Here is a 19243-nt window from a genome sequence, read left to right as displayed (position 1 = left end):
TAGGCTCCGACGTCGTCGAGGGGGAGGTGAGGGACGTGGCCGGCGAGCCGTCGGGGGAGCGCACGTCCACCGGCCCCGCGTCCGACGCGGCCGGGCCCGCGACGCCGGAGCGTGACACGCCCGGCCGCGACGCGCCGCCGACGCCCACCGCGCCGCCCTCCACGCCCGCCCGCACGGGTGTCGGGATCGACGGGCCCACCGCCCACGTCGCCCGCGCCTCCGACCGGCCTGCCGGGGACGGCGGCGCGTCGTCCTCCCACGGCAGCACGAACGGCGCCACCAACGGCAGCACCGGCACCGTCGCTCCCGGCGCGCCGAGCACCTCCGGGGGCGCGGGCCGTGCCCCGCGGGGTCCCGCCGCGCGCAGGCCCGGACCCGGCGGCCCGCCCGGGCCCCCGTCCGGACCGTTCCCGGCGCCGCCCCGCCGCCCCGGCCGCGGCGCCCCGGGGCGTCCGGCCGCCGGGCCGCTGATGCCCGGCACCCTGCTCGCCGACCGCTACCGCCTCGTGGCCGAGGTCGGCCGCGACCGCAGCGCCGAGGCGGCGATGTGGAAGGCCCGGGACGTCATGCTGGAGCGCGACGTCGCCATCACCCTGCTCGTCGGGACGTGGCAGGGCGACGCCCGCGCCTCGGCGGCGCTGTCGCGGGCCACGCGGTCCGCGCACTTCGAGCACCCGCACGCGGCGCGCATCCTCGACGTCGTCCGCCCCGGCGGCAGTCCGCTGCCCACCGGCGTGCTCGGGGCCGCGGTCGCCGAGTGGACCCCGGGCCGCGACCTCGTCGAGCTCGTCGCCGACGGTCCCCTGCGCCCCAGCACCGCGCTGCGCGTCATCGAGCCGCTGGCCGACGCGGTGGCCGCGGCCCACCGCTCCGGTCTCGTCCTCGGCCTCGACCACCCGCAGCGCGTGCGCGTCAGCACGCGGGCGGCGACGCGGCTCGCCTTCCCGATGCCGCGCGGCGAGGCCACGAACGCCGACGACGTCCACGGGCTCGGCGCGCTGCTCTACCTCATGCTCACCGCCCGCTGGCCCGGCCCCGAGGGCAGCCAGGCCCCGGCCGGCCTGCGGCTCGCCCCGCACGCGCCCGGCGGGGGCCCGGTGCCCGCGCGCCAGCTGCGGCCCGACCTGCCGGTCGAGCTCGCCGCGCTGGTCGACCGCACGCTCGACGAGGACGGCGGCATCCGGACGGCGGCCGCGGTGCACCGTCTCGTCACGCAGATGCGCGAGGGCCTCGAGGACGACGGCGTGCTGCTGCCGGTCCTCGAGAACGGCCAGACGATCGACGCCGACGACCCCACCGAGGTGTGGCACGACGACGCCGTGCCCGAGCCCGGCCCCGACCCGGCGCGGCGCCGCAAGCTGCGCATCGGCGTGACCGCCCTGGTCCTCGCGACGCTCGCGATCCTCGGCTTCGTCACCTACCAGGTGATCACCGTCGTGGCGGGCGGCGGCTCGTCCGGACCCCCCGTGGTCGTGATCCCCGAGACCGCGGCGCCCGCGCCGGCGCCGGTCCCCGCCCCCGCCTCACCGTCGCCGGCCCCCGTCTCGCCGCCGCCCCCGGTGGCCGGCGGGCCGGTGCAGCTCTCGAGCGTCGCCGTCTACAGCCCGGCCGGCAGCCCGGACAACCCGACGCGGATCAATCGCGCCGCCGACAACGACCCGTCGACGACGTGGTCCACCTCCGAGTACCGCCAGCAGCTCCCGGCGCTCAAGCCCGGGATCGGGATGATGAGCACGTTCACCACGCCGGCCTCGGTGGCGTCGGTGACGGTGCGCTCGCCCAGCCCGGGAACGCGCATCGAGGTCCGCAGTGCGCCCACCGCCGACGTCCCGCTGGCCCAGACCCAGCTCCTCGGCGCCGGGCAGGTGGAGGGGGACGTGCTGGTCATCCCGCTGCAGGCCGCGCCGCCCACCGGCAACCTGCTGATCTGGATCACGGCGCTGGGGCAGGACGACGACGACCGGTACGTCAGCGAGCTGGCCGACGTCAGCATCCAGCGCGCCGGACCCTGATCGGAGCGGGCTTCCCCGAACGGCCACGGCGGGCGGCGCCCGCTCGCTAGCGTCACCTCCCGTGCCCGACCCGCGCAGCGATCGCGAGCTCCTCGCCGCGCACGTCGCCGGGCAGGACGGCGCCTTCGACGAGATCGTCCGCCGCTACGCCGATCGGCTGTGGCTGCTGGCGTTCCGCACGCTGGACCACCGCGAGGACGCCGCGGACGCGGTCCAGGAGACGTTCGTGTCCGCGCTGCGCGGCGCCGCCCGCTACCGCGGCGAGTCCGAGGTCTCCACCTGGCTCTACCGGATCACGATGAACGCCTGCCTCGACCGGATCCGGCGTCGCCGCACGCGCTCCACCGAGCCCCTCGCCGGCCACGACCTGCCCACCCCGCGGGACGGCGTCGACGACCAGCTCACCCGACTCACCGTCGCGGACGCCCTCGCGACCCTGCCCGACGGCCAGCGCCTGGCCGTGGTGCTCGTCGACGTTCATGGGTTCTCCATCACCGAGGCGGCGCGGATCCTCGGGGTGCGGGAGGGCACGGTGAAGAGCCGCTGTGCCCGGGCGCGGGGCCGCCTGGCGGGCCTCCTGGGCCACCTGCGGCCACGTCACCCGACGACGGTGCCGGGTGACCGGGAGGACGCCGGGAACGGCGGGGCCGCCGGCGACGTCCAAACCACGAGGAGCGCGACCAGGGCCGACCGGACAGGAGGCGGACCGTGACCGACGACCAGCACGCCGCCGACGACCGCGCAGGCGAGCCGCCCGACCTGCCCGACCTGCCCGACCCGGAGGACCCCGCCGTGGCCACCGCGCTGGCCCGCACGCGCGCCGATCTCGCCGCGTACGGCGAGCGCACGCCACCGATGCCCTCCGGCCTGCTCGCCGACATCGACGCCGCCCTCGCGGCCGAGCGCGGCGGGGTGCCCGCCGACACACCCGGACCGACCACCGCCGACTCGCCCGGCCCGGGCCGGCGGACGGGCCGACGCACCGTCCTGGTCCTCGTCGCGGCCGCCGCCGTGGTCGCGGCGGTCCTCGTCGGGGTGCTCACCACCACGGCGCCGGCCGGTGCCCCGGCCCCGAGCGCCCTGCCGACCACCCCGGCCCCCGAGGTGCCCGTCCTGGCCGGGGGCGACGGGCCGTCGGCGCTGCGGGCCGGTCTGGGCCGCTCCGACTACGGACCGCTCGGCGATCCGGGACGACTCGCGGGCTGCCTGGGGGCGCACGGGGTCCCCGCCGGCTCTCGACCGGTCGGCGCACGCCAGGTCGTCGTGGACGGCCGGGCGGGCGTGCTGTTCGTGCTGCCCACCGGGGTGGCCGCCCGGTTCCGGGTGCTCGTCGTGGAGCCCGGTTGCGCGGCCGGGGCACCGCTCACCCTGTCCGACACGCTCGTCGGCCGGTGAGCGGCACCGCACGGGGAATCCTGTGGCCGTCCCGGGCGTTGACGCACACGTGAGCGACCAGACCATCCACGACGTCATCATCGTGGGCTCGGGACCGGCCGGGTACACCGCCGCGGTGTACTCCTCGCGCGCCCAGCTCGACGTGGTGGTCTTCGAGGGCAGCCAGTTCGGCGGCGCCCTGATGACCACGACGGGAGTCGAGAACTACCCGGGCTTCGCGGACGAGATCCAGGGCCCCGAGCTCATGGACCGCATGCGACGCCAGGCGGAGCGCTTCGGCGCGCAGCTGCGGCCGGAGGACGTCGAGTCCCTCGACCTCACCGGCGACGTGAAGTCGGTGCGTGTCAACGGCACCGACCACCGCGCGAAGGCGGTCATCCTGGCGATGGGCGCGCAGGCCCGCTACCTGGGCGTTCCCGGCGAGCAGAAGCTGCTGGGGCGCGGCGTGAGCGCCTGTGCGACCTGTGACGGCTTCTTCTTCCGCGACCACGACATCGTCGTGGTCGGCGGCGGCGACTCCGCGATGGAGGAAGCCACCTTCCTCTCCCGGTTCGCCAGCTCGGTCACGATCCTGCACCGGCGCAGCGAGTTCCGGGCCTCCGGGATCATGCTGGAGCGTGCGCGCCAGGACCCGAAGATCACCATCCGGACGAACACGGTGGTCGAGGAGGTCCTCGGCGACACGACCGTCGAGGGTGTGCGGGTGCGCGACACCGTCACCGGCGAGGAGGAGACGCTGGCCGTGACCGGCTTCTTCGTCGCCGTGGGCCACGACCCGCGCTCCGGGCTCGTCCGCGACGTCGTCGACACCGACGACGAGGGCTACGTCCGCGTGGCGCTGCCCGGCACCGGCACCAACATCCCCGGCGTCTTCGCCTGTGGGGACCTCGTCGACCACACCTACCGCCAGGCCATCACCGCGGCCGGCAGCGGCTGCCAGGCGTCGCTCGACGCCGAGCGCTGGCTCGCCGAGACCGCCGACGCGGCCGTCGACACCGCCCCGCCGCCCACCCCCGGGGTGGACGGTGGGCAGGTGGACGGCCTGGCCTCGATCGGCGCCTCGACCGGGGGCTCCGACACCCCGCGCAGCAACGGTGGTTCGGTGGACGAGGGATCCCCCGAGCCCGCCGGAGACGCCGTTCCCGCTCCCTCCTGATCCCGTTCGACCCGCTCCACCGGAAGGAAACCAGCGCATGAGCGCCCCCGTGAACGTCACCGACGCCACTTTCGCCGACCAGGTGCTCGGCAGCGACAAGCCCGTCGTCGTCGACTTCTGGGCCACCTGGTGCGGCCCCTGCAAGATGGTCGCCCCGGTGCTGGAGGAGATCGCCGCGGAGCACGGCGACAAGCTGACGGTGGCCAAGCTCGACATCGACCAGAACCCGGCCACGGCGCGGGACTACCAGGTCATGTCGATCCCGACGCTGCTCGTCTTCCAGGACGGCAAGCCGGTCAAGCAGATCGTCGGCGCCAAGCCGAAGTCGGTCCTGCTCGACGACCTCTCCGACGTCCTGGCCTGACGGTCCACGTCGGTCTGATCGCTGCCGCTCGTCGCACCGGCGCCGGGGGGCCGCCCTCCGTGGCGGCCGCCCGGCGCTTGGGCGTGTCCGCCCGTCGTGGCCCGACCGTGACCCCCCGCGGCGCCCCGCTGCGCGGCGGGACGGTCCCGGCAGGGCACAATGAGGCGCCAGTGAAGTGCGACCACACCTGGCGCCCGGCCCCCGGGCGCGACGATCGGGAGCGAACTGCATGCAGCTGCTGAGCCGCGGTGACGCCGGCCCGCCGGTCGCCGAGGTCCGCGCAGCACTGGAGGCGCTCGGCATCGTGGAGCCCACGGGCCCCGGCCCGGTGCTGTTCGACGAGCAGCTCGAGCACGCCGTCCGCATCTTCCAGCAGCGCCGTGGCCTGATCACCGACGGCATCGTCGGGCCCGCCACGTACCGCGCCCTGCGCGACGCGCGCTGGGCCCTGGGCGACCGGATGCTGCTGCTCAACGCCGCGTCCCCCCTCACAGGGGACGACGTCTTCGCCCTCCAGGAGCGACTCCTGGAGCTCGGCTACGACTCCGGGCGCGCCGACGGCGTGTTCGGCCGGCAGACCGAGCAGGCCCTGCGCGGCTTCCAGCGCGACTACGGCATGAGCCCCGACGGCATGTGCGGGCCCCGCACGCTGCGTCACCTCGGCTACCTCGGCCGCAAGGTCACCGGTGGCCGCCCGGGCCTGCTGCGCGAGCAGGAGCGCCTGCACCGCGCCGGCCCCCGGCTCTCGGGCAAGCGCATCGTCATCGACCCGGGCCACGGCGGCGCCGACCGCGGCGTGTCCGTGGGCAGCGGGGCCGACGCCATCACCGAGGCGGGGCTGGTCGACGACATCGGCCGCCGCCTCGAGGGCCGCATGGCCGCCGCCGGCATGGAGGCGCTGCTCTCCCACGGCCCGAACGACTGCCCGACCGACGCCGAGCGCGCCGGCTTCGCGAACTCCGCGGGTGCCGACGTCGTGCTCTCGCTGCACGTCGACGCCAACGCGAGCCCCGCCGCCAACGGCCTCGCCGCGTTCCACTTCGGCACCGGCACGGGCGCCACCTCCACGGTGGGCGAGGCGCTCGCGGGCTTCATCCACCGCGAGCTGCTCGCCCGCACCCGCATGCTCGACTGCGGCGTGCACCCGCGGCCCTGGGAGCTGCTGCGTCTCACGCGCATGCCCGCGGTGCGCGTCGAGATGGGCTACCTCACCAACGAGCGCGACCGCGCCGCGCTGCTCGACCCCGGCTTCCGGGACGTCGTCGCCGAGGGCATCCTCGTCGCGGTCAAGCGGCTCTACCTGCTCGGCCAGGACGACAAGCCCACCGGCACCTTCACCTGGGCCGAGGTCCTCCAGCGCGAGAGCAACCGCCCCGCCGGGGTGTGAGCCACCCCCGGCGGGCCGGGAGGTCGGTCAGGACCCCGAGCACACCCGTGCGGGCTGCGGCGACGCCGCCGGGGCCGTCGAGATCGTCACCGAGCCCAGCAGCTGGGCGATGGCGGCCTCGACGTCCTCCTTCCAGTTGAAGCCGGTCTGCATCTCGTAGCGCAGCCGCGGCCAGCGTGCGTGCGGCGCCACGGTCTTGAAGCCGACGTTGCGCAGGAACGCCGCCGGCAGCACGCAGGTCGGTGTGCCGCGCTCGGTGCGACCGTGGGCCTCGGCGCGGGGGCGCTCGGCGTCGTCACCGAACGCCTCGACGGCCTTGACGCCGCGGCGGGTCAGGTCGCGCACGACGTCCTGGACGAGCAGGCGGCCGATGCCCTCGCCGGCGAAGTCCGGCATCACGTGCACGCCGCACAGCAGGACCGCGTCCGCGGAGACCGGCGACGTGGGGAACGCCGCGGCGCGCGGCACCACGTTGGGCGGCGCGAAGAACGCGAAGCCGGCCGGGACGCCGTCGACGTGGGCGATCCGCCCGCAGGAGCCCCACTCGAGCAGGACGCCGGAGACCCAGGCCTCCTTCTCGAGCTCGACCGTGCCGAACTCCTCGGCCTGGTCGCTCAGGTGCGGCGGGATCTCCCAGTACACGCAGCGCCGACACTGCTTGGGCAGCTCCTCGATGTTGTCGAGAGTGACCCCGACACAGCTCCGCGACACGCGACCCGCCTTCCCCGACCGTCTTCGTCCGAGAGGATACGGTGCCCGGTTCGCCGGGTCCCGATCACGGGGTCGCCCGTCCGGACGACCACCTCTCGTGTCGTGCGATGACGCGGCCCCGACCAGGCGCCCGGTCTCTCCGTCGATCTCAGGGCGCCCCCAGATCGACGGAGAGGGCCCCGCCGACCACCCCCGAGGTCAGGAGCCCGAGGAGGGGTCCCGACCCATCAGGCGCGCGATGCGCTCCAGATCGTCCACCGAGCCGAACTCGACGACGATCCGTCCCTTGCGCTGGCCGAGCTCGACCTTCACGCGGGTGTCGAACGTGTCGGAGAGCCGCTCGGCCAGGTCCTGGAGTCCCGGCGCGTGCATCGGCTTGCGCGCCGGTGCCCGCTTGCCCGCGTTCGGCGTGCCGCCGCGCGCGAGCGTGACGGCCTCCTCCGCCGCGCGCACCGAGAGCCCCTCGGCGACGATGCGGGCCGCCAGCTCCTCCTGCGCGCCCGGGTCCTCGAGACCGAGCAGCGCCCGCGCGTGGCCCGCGGACAGCACGCCCGCCGCGACCCGGCGCTGCACCGCCACGGGCAGCCGCAGCAGGCGGATGGTGTTGGTGATGGCCGGGCGGCTGCGCCCGATGCGGTCGGCGAGCTGCTCGTGCGTGACGTCGAACTCGGTGAGCAGCTGCTGGTAGGCCGCCGCCTCCTCCAGCGGGTTGAGCTGGGCCCGGTGGATGTTCTCGAGCAGCGCGTCCCGCAGGAGCGTGTCGTCCGGCGTGTGCCGCACGATCGCGGGGATGAGCTCCAGGCCCACGCGCTGCGCGGCGCGCCAGCGCCGCTCGCCCATGACGAGCTCGTGGGTGAGGGACGGGCCGCCGTCCGCACCCGCCTCGGGCACGGCGAGCTCGCGGACCACGATCGGCTGCAGGAGCCCGAACTCGCGGATCGAGTGCTCGAGCTCGACGAGGGCCTCCTCGTCGAAGACCTGGCGCGGCTGCCGGGAGTTGGGGCGGATCCCGTCGATCCGCACCTCGCGGTACACCGCGCCGGCCACCTCGCCCGAGGCCTCGCCCGGGACCATGGCGGCGATGTCCGCCGTGTTTCCCGTGGAACCATCACCGGTCGTGGCGAGGTCGCCGGGCTCCTCGTCGGACCGTCGGGCGCCGAAGACGACGTCGGCGGCGCGGTTGCCGAGCCCGTGCCGCGACGGGGCGGGGGCGGCGTCCTCCGGCGGGCCGGTGGGGATGAGCGCGGCGAGACCGCGTCCCAGCCCGCCACGCCGCTCGGTGCGCGCGGGTCCGTTCATCGTCGACGGGCCCCCGGCGTCCTGTCGCTCGCTCATCGCGCCCCCTCGGCACCCTCGGTCTGACGACGCACACCGCTGCGCGCGGCGACCTCGCGGGCCGCGTCGAGATAGCTCATGGCCCCGCGCGAGCCCGGGTCGTAGGTCAGCACGGTCTGGCCGAAGCCGGGCGCCTCGGACACCTTGACGCTGCGGGGGATGACCGTGCGGAGCACGACCTCGCCGAAGTGGGTGCGCACCTCGGAGGTCACCTGGTCGGCGAGCTTGGTGCGCCCGTCGTACATCGTCAGCAGGATCGTCGAGACGTGCAGCCGCGGGTTGAGGTGCGACTGCACGAGCGCGATGTTGTTGAGGAGCTGGCTCAGGCCCTCGAGCGCGTAGTACTCGCACTGGATCGGGATGAGGATCTCGGGCGCCGCGACCATCGCGTTCAGCGTGAGCAGCCCGAGCGACGGCGGGCAGTCGATGAGCACGTAGTCGACGTCGAGCCGGTCCAGCGCCTCGGTGGTCAGCGCGTTCTTCAGCCGCGACTCGCGGTTCATCATCGAGACGAGCTCGATCTCCGAGCCGGCGAGGTCGATCGTCGCCGGGACGCAGAGCAGGTCCGGGGAGCGCTCGCAGACCGCGGCGGCCTCGTCGATGGTCATCTCGCCCAGGAGGACCTCGTAGACCGAGGGCGTCCCGCTGCGGTGGTCGACGCCCAGTGCCGTGCTCGCGTTGCCCTGGGGGTCGAGGTCGATCAGGAGCACCCTGGCCCCGTGCAGCGCGAGCGCGGCCGCGAGGTTGACGGCGCTGGTGGTCTTGCCGACGCCGCCCTTCTGGTTGGCGACGGTGATGACCCGGCGCTCGCTGGGGCGGGGGAGACGGTGGTCCTCGGGGTGCAGGACGCGCGCCGCACGGGCGGCCTCCTCCGCGATCGGGGTCAGCCCCTCGTCGCCACCCGGGTAGAGCACCTCACCCGCGCCGAGCACTCCGGCACCGGCGCTCGCGGCGGCGTCGCTGACCGCCTCGCGGACCTTCTCCGCGGACGGGCGCTCGCCGGAGCGAGCGGTTTCACGTGGAACGGTGCGGCCGGACGTCGGTCGATCGGTCACGGGCTCGATCCTTCCTGCCGCGTGCGCGGCGTCCGGCACCGGGGGACGGGCCGCGTCGCTCGCTCCGGCTTACCAGCACGACGGTGGTGGCGGCGTCTCCCACGCCGCACCGCACCACCCGGGGGTCCTCCCCGCCCGCCGCGCGAATCTCCTTCAGGTCGCGCTCCACCTCACCGGCGGCGCTCGCGCCCTTCATCGCCGCCAGGGTCCCACCCGGCCTCACCAGAGGGAGCGTCCAGGTGGTCAGTCGCCCCATCGGGGCCACGGCGCGGGCCGTGACGACGTCGCTCTCCCCGCACTGGCGGCGGGCCTCCCGCTCCTCGGCCCGGCCCCGGACGACGGCGACCGGGAGCCCGAGCTCGGCGATCACCTCCTCGAGCCACGCCACCCGGCGGGCCATCGGCTCGAGGAGCGTGATGTGGAGGTCCGGGCGCGCGAGCGCCAGCGGGATGCCGGGGAGTCCGGCGCCGGAACCGACGTCGACCACGGTGGCGTCGAGCGGGAGGACCTCGCCGACCGCCGCGCTGTTGAGCACGTGGCGTTCCCACAGGCGGGGGAGCTCGCGCGGGCCGATGACGCCCTGGTCCTGACCGGGGCCGGCGAGCATCGCGACGTAGCGCTCCGCGGCCGCCAGGCGGTCACCGAACACCGCCGACGCAGCCGCGGGCGGAGCGGGCACCTCCCCGGCGGCGGTCGGGGCCGGCTCGCCCGGGCCGGCCCCGTCCGCGGACTCCCCACGGGTGGTGCTCATGCCCGTGTTCCACGTGGAACGTCCGGAGCCGGACCCCTCGTGCGCGCCACGGCGTGCTCAGCCTTCTGTCGGGTGGACCACGACGCGACGGCGGGGCTCCTCGCCCTCGCTCTCGCTGCGCACCCCGCTGATCCCGGCCACCGCGTCGTGCACGATCTTGCGCTCGAACGGCGTCATGGGCCGTAGGCGCTGGAGGTGCCCGGTGTCCTTCGCTTCCGAGGCGGCGGTGCGTCCGAGGTCGGTGAGCTCCGACCGGCGCTGCGAGCGCCAGCCGGCGACGTCGAGCATGAGGCGGTTGCGGGTGCCGGTCGACTGCTGCACCGCCAGGCGCGTGAGTTCCTGCAGCGCCTCGAGGACGTCGCCGCGGGCGCCGACGAGCTTCTCGAGGTCCTTGCCGCCGTCCACGCTGACGACGGCGCGCCCGGCCTCGACGTCGAGATCGATGTCCCCGTCGAAGTCGAGGATGTCGAGCAGCCGCTCGAGGTAGTCACCCGCGATGTCGCCCTCGCGGACCAGCTGGTCCTCCGAGCTGCGCTCCGCGCGCGACGCGTCCTCCGGGGGCCTCCCGGTCTCCGCGCCGGCCTCCGCCCCGGTCTGGTCCTCCGCCTGGTCCTGGTCCTGCGACGTCACCGTCTCCGACACGCCGTCTCCTTCCGCCGGGCCCCACCGGGGCCTCTCCTGGCACGCGTCGCGCCGACCGTCGCGCGCGTGCGGGTTCGTGGTCCGGTCCGCGCTGCGGGTGACGCGCGTCGGGCCGGGGTCGCGACGGCCCGGAGGCCGTCCGCGTGGCTCTACTTCTTCTTCTTGTTGTTCGGGCGCTTGCCCTGGCCCGACGACGCGAGCTGTCCGTTCTTGGCGCCCGCGCCGTTGCCGCCGCCCTTGCCGCCGTTCTTCGCGGAGCCGTGGGGGGAGCCGTTGCCGGACCCGTTCGCCGAGCCGTTCGCCCCGACCTTGCCGGGGGAGGCGTTGCCCGAGGTCTGCCGTCCGCCCGAGCGGGCGGGTCCGACCTTGCCGGGGGCACGGCGGCCCGAGCCGCCTCCGGCCTTCTTGTTGGCGGGCTTCGCGCCGGGCTTCGGTGCGGCGCTGGGCGCGGGGCCCTCGACGACCTCGCCGTCGGCCACGAGGTCGTCGCTCACGTCGGCGTCGGCGTCCGCCGCGCGCTGGCGCTGCGGCTTCTGACCGGGCCGCGGGGCGAGCGCGTCACGCTGCTCGCGCGCCTGCTCGCGCTTCTCCTCCTCCTCGCGGGCGATCTTGCGGTAGATGAGGAACTGCTGGGTGAGCGTCCAGGTGTTCTGGCTCAGGAAGTAGATGAGGATCGCGATCGGGAAGAAGACACCGAAGACCAGCAGACCGGCCGGGAACAGCCACATCGTGATCTTGCCCATGATCGCCGCCTGCGGGTTCGCCGCGGCCGCCGGGCTCTGGTGCTGCTGCGAGACGCGCGCGGTGAAGTGGGTGGCGACCGCCGCGAGGATCATCAGCGGGAGGGCCACCGGCAGGACGTGGGCCTGGAAGTCACCGAAGTTGAAGCTGAAGGTGCCCAGCGACTGCATCCCGCCGGCGACCGCCTCGTTCAGCCGCACGCCGAAGATGTCGGCGTTGGTGAACGACTCGATGTCGGCGCGGTCGAAGACGTAGTTGTACGGGTAGTTCGGCTGGAACCCGCGGAGCACGTGGAACAGGCCGATGAAGACCGGCAGCTGCACCAGGAGGGGGAGACAGCCGCCGAGGGGGTTGACCCCGTGCTCCTTCTGGAGCTTCTGCATCTCCTCGGCGAGCTTGGTGCGGTCGTTCTTGTACTTCTCCTGCAGCTTCTTGATCTGCGGCTGGAACTCCTGCATCTTGCGCATCGAGCGCACCTGGCTGATGAACGGCTTGATCAGCAGGGCCCGGAGCGTGAAGACGAGGAAGATCACCGACAGCGCCCAGCCGAGGCCACTGGCGGGACCGAGGAGGAAGCCGAACACCTCGTGCCAGAACCACATGATGGCCGACACCGGGTAGTAGATGAAGTTCAGCACGACTCTCGCTCCTCGGTGTGGGGGTCAGCCCCCGTGTCGGTGGCGCGGCGGGGCCACCCGCACCACGTCCGGTGCCCGCGGGGTGGCACCGGGTCCAGGCCTCCAGGGTGCCAGGGGGCGCACTTGGCCACCCTGACCAGGGTCAACCCCGTGCCGATCACGACCCCGTGGGTGCGCAGCGCGTCGATCCCGTAGGCGCTGCAGGTGGGGTGGAAGCGGCACGAGGGCGGGAACATCGGCGAGATCCAGCGCCGGTAGAAGCCCAGCACCGCGACGAGCACCCGGACCGCGATCGACGGCCGGGCCGCGGGGGTGTCAGCGGGGGTGTCGGGGCCGTCTGCGGGGAGATCCGGGGCGGCAGGAGGCACCGGGGATCCCGTCGCCGGTGCGGCGCGCACCGGTGCTCGGTCCTCCACCGATGCCGTCCTCCTCGTCTCCGACCGGACCGTCCGCCGGGCGGACGACAGTCGTCGCCTCCATGGTGCCTGTCCACGGGCCCGGAAGCGACCGCCGCCCGAACGTGTCCGGAGCACCGTGGGAGCATCCGCGCCGTGTCGATCGCCGGAGGCCCTCCCACCGAACGGACCGCCCGGGGCACCCGCCGTTCGCGCGTCGTCCGCTCCGCCCTCTCGGCCGTCGCCCGCCGGGGCTCGGTCGTCGAGAAGGAGATCCTCGGCCTGGCCGACGTCGTCGGGCCGGGCGACGTCTGCCTCGACGTCGGAGCCGAGTTCGGTCTCTACACGCACGTGCTCGCCGACCTCGTCGGACCCGACGGCGCCGTGCACGCCTTCGAGCCCCAGCACGGGGCCCACCGGGCGCTCGGGCTCGGCGTGCGCGCGGCCGGCCTGTCCTGGGTGTCGCTGCACCGCATCGCCCTCGGCGCGACGCCCGGGACGGCGCACCTCTCGGTGCCCCGGCGACGCGGTCTGCCCGTGCACGGCCGGGCCTACCTCACCGCGGGGGCGCGGGACGCCGGCCCGAACCGCGAGTTCGCCGGGCACCGGCTGGAGTCCGTGGCCGTCGAGACCCTCGACTCGATCGTCGCCGACCTCGGCATCGAGCGCGTGACCCTGGTGAAGGCCGATGTCGAGGGTGCCGAGGGGGCGCTGCTGGACGGCGCCGCGGGCCTGCTCGCGACTCACCGCCCGCACCTGCTGCTCGAGATCGAGGACCGCCACACCCGCAAGTACGGCGTGGGCGCCGACGAGCTCTTCGCCCGCCTCACCGGCGCGCTCGGGTACCGGGCGCACACCTGGTCCGCCGGCAGGAGGATGGCAGGGGCCTGGCGGCCCGTCGCGGGGATCGTCGACACCGAGCGCAACTACCTCTTCAGTCCGTGAGCCGCGGCCCGGTGAGACCCAGCCGCGCGAGGGCGGCGTCGAGGTCGTCACCGAGCTCCGACGAGGTCGCGCCCGCCGCGGCGGGCTGAGCGCGGATCACCAGGTCGGTGCCGGGCGGCAGGCTCTCGAGGCGCGGGCGCAGCAGGTGGCGCAGCTGCCGGCTCACGCGGTGGCGCGTGACGGCCGGGCCGACGCCCCGTCCCACGACGAGGCCGGCCCGGGCGGGGTGCTCCGGTGCGGACGCCGTGGACGCCGTCGGGGCCGCGAGCGCGTGCACCACGAGGCGGCGACGCCCGGCGCGACGGCCCCGGCGCAGCACGAGGCGGAAGTCCTGGGGCCGCGTGATGCGGCGGGGGCGGGGGAGCACGGCAGCGGGAGGGGCGCAGACACGGCACCGACGCGGCAGCACCGGACGACGCGGGGCCCGACACACGACGACGGGACCGCGTCCGGAGGGAGCGGTCCCGTCGAGGAGTTCGTGCCGGCCGCTCGGGCCGGTGGCGCCGATCAGGCGCTGAGCTGGTCGCGGCCCTTGCGGCGACGGGCGGCGAGGATCGCTCGGCCGGCGCGCGTGCGCATGCGCAGCCGGAAGCCGTGCGTCTTGGAACGCCGACGGTTGTTCGGCTGGAACGTGCGCTTGCCCTTGGCCACTTTCGGGTTCTCCTGCTCCCACGCGCCACGTGATCGCGGCGCCACGGTCAGTGCCGACCACCCCTCGGGTGCCGACTCCGGTCGGGACAAGGGTAGCCGGTGGCGGGCCGAGGACGCGCACCCCGGTCGCCGCACGGCCCACACCGCCGTCCGGGGGGAGGTTGTGGGCCCTGCCGGACGCTTGTTAGCGTCCTTCACCCGTCGAGGACGCGGCCTTCGCCCCGCGCTCACCGTGCCGTCGACCGGAACCGAGCCCGGGCGCCGGGGGGCCGCCCCGCACCCGCGCGCCACCGTCCGTACGACGTCGTGCACAGTTGTGGACAGAACTGTGGATGCGTGCGCCTTCGGCCGGTCGGGCGAGCGCACACAGCGGGCAGGGGACGGAGGGGGTGCCCGGTGTCGGACCAGCTCTTCGACCTCGACGAGACCTGGGGCCAGGTCGTCGCCGAACTCACCGCGGGCTCCGTCGAGGGTGCCGCGCTCTCCCCCCAGCAGCGTGCCTGGGTACGGGTGACGCGCCCCCTCGGGCTCCTCGACGACACCGCCCTGCTGGCCGCCCCGAGCGAGTTCGCCAAGGAGGCCATCGAGCGCGCGCTGCGCGACCCGATCGTCGCCGCGCTCTCCCGCCACATCGGCCGGCCGGTCTCGCTGGCGGTGCGGGTGGACCACAGCGCCCGCCCCGCCCCCGAGGTCGGGCCGACCACGTCCCCGCTGCCGCGGCTCTCGATGCCGTCGTCCGACGGCGACCACGCCGGCAACGGGCACCACGGCCCGGACACCGGGTACCTGTCGGCCACCACCTCGTCCCACCGCGCCGAGGCGATCGCCGCGGCCGCCGGGGTCGGGCGCGTGACGCACAACCCGGACCGGTCGCACCCCGAGGAAGAGGTCGACGAGGTCCGCGACGGGCTCGCCGCGGTGCAGGAGATCTGGCCTCCGCGCGGGCCCGGCGAGCCGATGGGCGGGATGCGCGACACCGGCCCCGACCCGGCCCGCGGCGCACCGCGCTCCCAGACACGGCTCAACGAGAAGTACACGTTCGACACGTTCGTCATCGGCGCCTCGAACCGCTTCGCGCACGCCGCCGCCGTCGCGGTGTCCGAGGCCCCGGCGCGCGCCTACAACCCGCTGTTCGTCTGGGGCGACTCCGGACTCGGCAAGACGCACCTGCTGCACGCCGTCGGGCACTACGCCCAGCGCCTGTTCGCCGGCATGCGCGTGCGCTACGTGTCCACCGAGGAGTTCACGAACGACTTCATCAACTCGCTGCGCGACGACCGCAAGGTGGCGTTCCAGCGCCGCTACCGCGACGTCGACGTGCTGCTGGTGGACGACATCCAGTTCCTGGAGGGCAAGGAAGGCACCCAGGAGGAGTTCTTCCACACCTTCAACACCCTGCACAACGCGAACAAGCAGATCGTCGTGTCCTCCGACCGGCCGCCCAAGCGGCTGGAGACGCTCGAGGACCGCCTGCGCACCCGCTTCGAGTGGGGCCTGATCACCGACATCCAGCCGCCCGAGCTCGAGACGCGCATCGCGATCCTGCGCAAGAAGGCCGCCGGCGAGCGGATGGCCGCGCCGCCCGAGGTGCTCGAGTTCATCGCCGACCGCATCGAGCGCAACATCCGCGAGCTCGAGGGCGCCCTGATCCGCGTGACGGCCTTCGCGTCGCTCAACCGGCAGCCCATCGACCTCCAGCTCGCCGAGATCGTCCTGCGCGACCTCATCCCCGACTCCCGCCAGTCGGAGATCACCGCGCCGACGATCATGGCCGTGACCGCCGAGTTCTACTCGGTGTCCATCGACGACCTCTGCGGGCCGGGCAAGACCAAGGCCCTCGCGCTGAGCCGGCAGATCGCGATGTACCTCTGCCGCGAGCTCACCGACCTCTCCCTGCCGCGCATCGGCCAGATGTTCGGCAACCGCGACCACACCACGGTCATGCACGCGGACAAGAAGATCCGCAAGGAGATGGCCGAGCGCCGCCGGACCTACGAGCAGGTCCAGGAGCTCACCGCGCGCATCAAGCAGCGCGCCCGCGGCTGAGCCGCCTTCTCCCACCGTGCGCACCCTCCGGGCCCTGGGCGGGGCCGCCCAGGACGAGCGAGGGCGTCCTTCGCTGCCTCCCACGCAGCCAGGGTGACCCTCGCTCCGGTGCGCTCGTGGCCGCGCCGCCCGCACGGGTCCGGTTCGTCACGCTGCGTCGAGCGATGCCCCTCCTCGGGCGACGCTGTGTGACCACAGGAAGCACCGGCCCCGCGCCGAGTCGTCGCCGATCATCGACGAACACCGAAGTCGGTAGCACATTGCGATCGTTCGACTCCCGATCGACCCACAGCTGGGGACAAGTCTGTGGACATCCGTCCGGCAGCGGTGGAGGGAGATGAGAAAGGAGGGCGCCGGCGGGCTCTGTCCACCGGACACGCCGATCCGTCCCCGGATCCGGGCATCCGCCGCGCCGAGTGATCCCCACGGCGCCGCGCCGCCCCACCTGCGGCGACGTCCGCCGTCCACAGCGTGCACAGGACCTATTACTCCTACTGTCTTTCCCTTCTTAGAGAACTACAGAAGAACAGGTGGTGTGGACGGGTCGATCGGCTCGCCGAACGATCGGGGCCGGAGTACCCGATCGGCTCGGATCGGGACCGGGCCCGGAGTGTCGGACCCCTCCTGCACGCTCTACCGTGATGCACCCGCGCCGGGGTGCGTCCCAGCCGGCAAGTCCAGACCGCCAGCACCACCTGGCACAGACCGGCCCACAGGGGGAGGACCCGCGATGAAGTTCCGCGTCGAACGAGACGCCCTCGCCGACGCCGTGGCCTTCGTCGCCCGCAGCCTCCCGAGCCGCGCGCCGGTCCCGGTGCTCGGCGGCGTCCTGCTCGACACCGAGGGCGACGGCACGCTGACCGTCTCCGGCTTCGACTACGAGGTCTCCGCACGGGTCGAGGTGCCGGCGATGATCGGCGACGCCGGGCGCGCGCTGGTCTCGGGCCGCCTGCTCGCCGACATCACGCGGGCCCTGCCGCCGCACCCCGTCGACGTCACGGTCGACGGGCCGCGCGCCACCATCGCCTGCGGCAACGCCCGGTTCAGCCTCCCGACGATGTCGGCCGAGGACTACCCGCAGCTGCCCGACATGCCGCCGGTCGCCGGGGCCCTCGCGCCCGAGGTGTTCGCCCAGGCCGTCTCGCAGGTGGCCGTGGCCGCCGGCCGGGACGACACGCTGCCGATGCTCACCGGCATCCGCATCGAGATCGACGGCTCGACGCTCACGCTCGCGGCCACCGACCGCTTCCGCCTCGCCGTCCGGGAGTTCACCTGGGAGCCGGGCGAGAGCGCGGGCGGCGGCGAGTCCGGCGAGGTCGCGCTGCTCGCCCCGGCCAAGACCCTGGCGGAAGCGGCCAAGACGCTCACGTCGTCGGGCTCGCGGATCGAGCTCGCGCTGGCACGCGGCGACGGGCTGCTCGGCCTCGCCGGCGGCGGGCGCCGGTCGACGACGCGTCTGCTCGACGCCGAGTTCCCGCGCTACCGCCAGCTACTGCCCAAGGAGCACACGTCGGCGGCGGTGCTCGAGATCGCCCCGCTCGTCGAGGCCATCAAGCGCGTCTCGCTGGTGGCCGAGCGCGGCACCCAGGTCCGCCTGGAGTTCGCCGACGACACCCTGCGGCTCACGGCCGGCGGCGACGACGAGGGCAGCGCGGAGGAGGAGATCTCCTGCCGTTTCGTCGGCGAGCCGCTGACGATCGCGTTCAACCCGGGCTACCTGCTCGACGGCCTCTCCGCGCTGGGCGCCGAGCACGCCCACCTCTCGTTCACGACGCCCAGCCGCCCGGCGCTGCTGCGCCCGGCGATGCCGCCCGGCGAGGACGCGGCCGCCGCGTCCGGCGACGGTGCCGAGCCCGCGGGCGGCGGTGCCACCGCGGTCGAGCCCGGACCGGGTGACGCCGTGGACGATCTCCCCGAGCCCCGTCCCGGGTATCTCTACCTCCTGATGCCGGTGCGGCTGCCGGGCTGAGCCCGAGCCGCCCCGCACCCACACCCGAGCCCAGGAGCCGTCCCAGCGGGCGGCCGACCGAGAGGAACGTGACGTGCAGCTGGGGATGGTCGGGCTCGGACGCATGGGCGGCAACATGGCCGAACGGCTCCGGTCCGCCGGGCACGAGGTCGTCGGGTACGCCAACGACGGGTCCGGTGACGTGCAGTCGCTGGACGAGCTGGTCAAGGCACTCTCCGCGCCGCGCACGGTGTGGCTGATGGTCCCGGCGGGCTCCGCCACCCACTCGACGGTGCAGAACCTCGCCGAGCTGCTCGAGGCCGACGACCTGGTGATCGACGGCGGCAACAGCAAGTTCACCGACGACACCGCCCACGCCGAGCTGCTCGACGGCCACGGCATCCGCTACGTCGACTGCGGCGTCTCGGGCGGCGTCTGGGGCCGCACCGAGGGCTACGGGCTCATGGCCGGGGGCGACCCCGCCGACATCGAGCGGCTGCTGCCGGTGTTCGACGCCCTGCGTCCGGAGGGACCGCGCGAGGAGGGCTTCGTCCACGCCGGCCCGGTCGGGGCGGGCCACTACGCGAAGATGGTCCACAACGGCGTGGAGTACGGCCTCATGCAGGCCTACGCCGAGGGCTACGAGCTGCTCAGCGCCGGCGGCCCCGTGGACAACGTCGGCGCGGTGATGAAGGCGTGGAGCCGCGGCACCGTGGTGCGCAGCTGGCTGCTCGACCTCATGGTGCTGGCGCTCGAGGCGGATCCGCACCTCGACGCGATCACCGGCTACGCCGAGGACTCGGGCGAGGGCCGCTGGACCGTGGACGAAGCCATCAAGCACGCCGTGCCGGCCCCGGTGATCTCGGCGGCGCTGTTCGCGCGGTTCGCCTCCCGCCAGATCGACTCGCCGGCCATGAAGGCGGTCGCGGCCCTGCGCGCCCAGTTCGGCGGCCACGCCACCCACAAGGCGGGCGACGCCGCCAACGAGCCGCCGACAGGCGGCTGACCGGGCCCCCTGGGCGAGCGGAGCGACGGGAGGGCGGCCGGGGGGGCGAGCGGAGCGACGGGAGG

18 protein-coding genes and 1 pseudogene are annotated in these 19243 nt (G+C 74.7%); 10 read left to right on the top strand and 9 right to left on the bottom strand.

Going from position 1 to position 19243, the window contains the following annotated elements:
* Nucleotides 1-35 precede the first annotated feature (35 nt).
* The 6 genes from PH191_RS26975 (at nt 36) to PH191_RS26950 (ending at nt 6314) form a co-directional block, all read left to right on the top strand.
* Nucleotides 36-2012: a protein kinase family protein gene (locus tag PH191_RS26975; protein WP_274197716.1), complete on the top strand. Its 1977-nt coding sequence runs from the start codon at nt 36-38 to the stop codon at nt 2010-2012.
* 61 nt (nt 2013-2073) lie between these two features.
* Nucleotides 2074-2724 (top strand): RNA polymerase sigma factor SigM, encoded by a 651-nt coding sequence (gene sigM / locus PH191_RS26970; protein ID WP_274197715.1) that lies wholly within the window; start codon nt 2074-2076, stop codon nt 2722-2724.
* The gene (locus PH191_RS26965) at nt 2721-3407 is read left to right on the top strand and encodes a hypothetical protein (RefSeq protein WP_274197714.1); all 687 of its coding nucleotides are present in this window, start codon (nt 2721-2723) and stop codon (nt 3405-3407) included. The genes sigM and PH191_RS26965 overlap by 4 nt, the downstream gene beginning before the upstream one ends.
* A 49-nt stretch (nt 3408-3456) precedes the next feature.
* Nucleotides 3457-4563 (top strand): thioredoxin-disulfide reductase, encoded by a 1107-nt coding sequence (gene trxB / locus PH191_RS26960; protein WP_274197713.1) that lies wholly within the window; start codon nt 3457-3459, stop codon nt 4561-4563.
* A gap of 37 nt (nt 4564-4600) precedes the next feature.
* Nucleotides 4601-4927, top strand: a complete 327-nt coding sequence (trxA, locus tag PH191_RS26955; RefSeq protein ID WP_274197712.1) for a thioredoxin — start codon at nt 4601-4603, stop codon at nt 4925-4927.
* A 229-nt stretch (nt 4928-5156) separates the two neighbouring features.
* Nucleotides 5157-6314: an N-acetylmuramoyl-L-alanine amidase gene (locus PH191_RS26950; protein WP_274197711.1), complete on the top strand. Its 1158-nt coding sequence runs from the start codon at nt 5157-5159 to the stop codon at nt 6312-6314.
* 27 nt (nt 6315-6341) lie between these two features.
* On the opposite strand, the gene PH191_RS26945 is transcribed toward PH191_RS26950, so the two are convergent.
* The 7 genes from PH191_RS26945 to yidD form a co-directional block, all read right to left on the bottom strand.
* Nucleotides 6342-7025: a GNAT family N-acetyltransferase gene (locus PH191_RS26945; RefSeq protein ID WP_274197710.1), complete on the bottom strand. Its 684-nt coding sequence runs from the start codon at nt 7023-7025 to the stop codon at nt 6342-6344.
* Between the two features lie 198 nt (nt 7026-7223).
* On the bottom strand, nt 7224-8360 hold the full coding sequence (locus tag PH191_RS26940) for a ParB/RepB/Spo0J family partition protein (RefSeq protein WP_274197709.1): 1137 nt from the start codon (nt 8358-8360) through the stop codon (nt 7224-7226).
* Complete coding sequence (locus tag PH191_RS26935) at nt 8357-9274, bottom strand: ParA family protein (protein WP_274197765.1); 918 nt, start codon at nt 9272-9274, stop codon at nt 8357-8359. Before PH191_RS26935 ends, PH191_RS26940 begins: the two co-directional genes overlap by 4 nt.
* A gap of 100 nt (nt 9275-9374) precedes the next feature.
* On the bottom strand, nt 9375-10166 hold the full coding sequence (gene rsmG, locus PH191_RS26930; RefSeq protein ID WP_274197708.1) for a 16S rRNA (guanine(527)-N(7))-methyltransferase RsmG: 792 nt from the start codon (nt 10164-10166) through the stop codon (nt 9375-9377).
* A 57-nt stretch (nt 10167-10223) separates the two neighbouring features.
* Nucleotides 10224-10808: a Jag family protein gene (locus PH191_RS26925; RefSeq protein ID WP_274197707.1), complete on the bottom strand. Its 585-nt coding sequence runs from the start codon at nt 10806-10808 to the stop codon at nt 10224-10226.
* Nucleotides 10809-10957: 149 nt separating this feature from the next.
* The gene (yidC, locus tag PH191_RS26920; RefSeq protein ID WP_274197706.1) at nt 10958-12187 is read right to left on the bottom strand and encodes a membrane protein insertase YidC; all 1230 of its coding nucleotides are present in this window, start codon (nt 12185-12187) and stop codon (nt 10958-10960) included.
* The gene (yidD, locus tag PH191_RS26915; protein ID WP_274197705.1) at nt 12181-12603 is read right to left on the bottom strand and encodes a membrane protein insertion efficiency factor YidD; all 423 of its coding nucleotides are present in this window, start codon (nt 12601-12603) and stop codon (nt 12181-12183) included. The genes yidC and yidD overlap by 7 nt, the downstream gene beginning before the upstream one ends.
* Before the next feature lie 135 nt (nt 12604-12738).
* Between yidD and PH191_RS26910 the strand changes: the two genes are divergently transcribed.
* Nucleotides 12739-13527: an FkbM family methyltransferase gene (locus PH191_RS26910; RefSeq protein ID WP_274197704.1), complete on the top strand. Its 789-nt coding sequence runs from the start codon at nt 12739-12741 to the stop codon at nt 13525-13527.
* On the opposite strand, the gene rnpA is transcribed toward PH191_RS26910, so the two are convergent.
* Nucleotides 13517-13894, bottom strand: a complete 378-nt coding sequence (gene rnpA / locus PH191_RS26905) for a ribonuclease P protein component (RefSeq protein WP_274197703.1) — start codon at nt 13892-13894, stop codon at nt 13517-13519. The genes PH191_RS26910 and rnpA overlap by 11 nt on opposite strands.
* 140 nt (nt 13895-14034) lie before the next feature.
* Nucleotides 14035-14178, bottom strand: coding sequence for a 50S ribosomal protein L34 (rpmH, locus tag PH191_RS26900; protein ID WP_274197702.1), 144 nt, complete (start codon nt 14176-14178; stop codon nt 14035-14037).
* Between the two features lie 396 nt (nt 14179-14574).
* On the opposite strand from rpmH, the gene dnaA reads away from it, so the two are divergent.
* From dnaA to gnd, 3 genes and pseudogenes are all read left to right on the top strand, one after another.
* Nucleotides 14575-16224 carry a chromosomal replication initiator protein DnaA gene (gene dnaA / locus PH191_RS26895; RefSeq protein WP_274197701.1) on the top strand — a complete coding sequence of 550 codons (1650 nt, stop codon included), beginning with the start codon at nt 14575-14577 and terminating at the stop codon, nt 16222-16224.
* Between the two features lie 730 nt (nt 16225-16954).
* On the top strand, nt 16955-18193 hold the full coding sequence (dnaN, locus tag PH191_RS26890) for a DNA polymerase III subunit beta (RefSeq protein ID WP_274187559.1): 1239 nt from the start codon (nt 16955-16957) through the stop codon (nt 18191-18193).
* A gap of 55 nt (nt 18194-18248) precedes the next feature.
* Nucleotides 18249-19178, top strand: a pseudogene (gene gnd / locus PH191_RS26885) (phosphogluconate dehydrogenase (NAD(+)-dependent, decarboxylating)); the annotation flags it as partial.
* Nucleotides 19179-19243: the final 65 nt, after the last annotated feature.

Origin of the sequence: Actinomycetospora callitridis (genome assembly GCF_028737265.1) — a bacterium.
GTDB lineage: Bacteria > Actinomycetota > Actinomycetes > Mycobacteriales > Pseudonocardiaceae > Actinomycetospora > Actinomycetospora callitridis.
The sequence above is the reverse complement of the archived record's forward strand: the minus strand, read 5'-3'. Positions and strand labels throughout refer to the sequence as shown.

Coding starts and splice junctions, on each gene's coding strand:
- trxA (WP_274197712.1), top strand. CDS start 4,601: ATGAGCGCCCCCGTGAACGTCACCGACGCCACTTTCGCCGACCAGGTG.
- dnaN (WP_274187559.1), top strand. CDS start 16,955: ATGAAGTTCCGCGTCGAACGAGACGCCCTCGCCGACGCCGTGGCCTTC.
- PH191_RS26950 (WP_274197711.1), top strand. CDS start 5,157: ATGCAGCTGCTGAGCCGCGGTGACGCCGGCCCGCCGGTCGCCGAGGTC.
- PH191_RS26940 (WP_274197709.1), bottom strand. CDS start 8,360: ATGAGCGAGCGACAGGACGCCGGGGGCCCGTCGACGATGAACGGACCC.
- rsmG (WP_274197708.1), bottom strand. CDS start 10,166: ATGAGCACCACCCGTGGGGAGTCCGCGGACGGGGCCGGCCCGGGCGAG.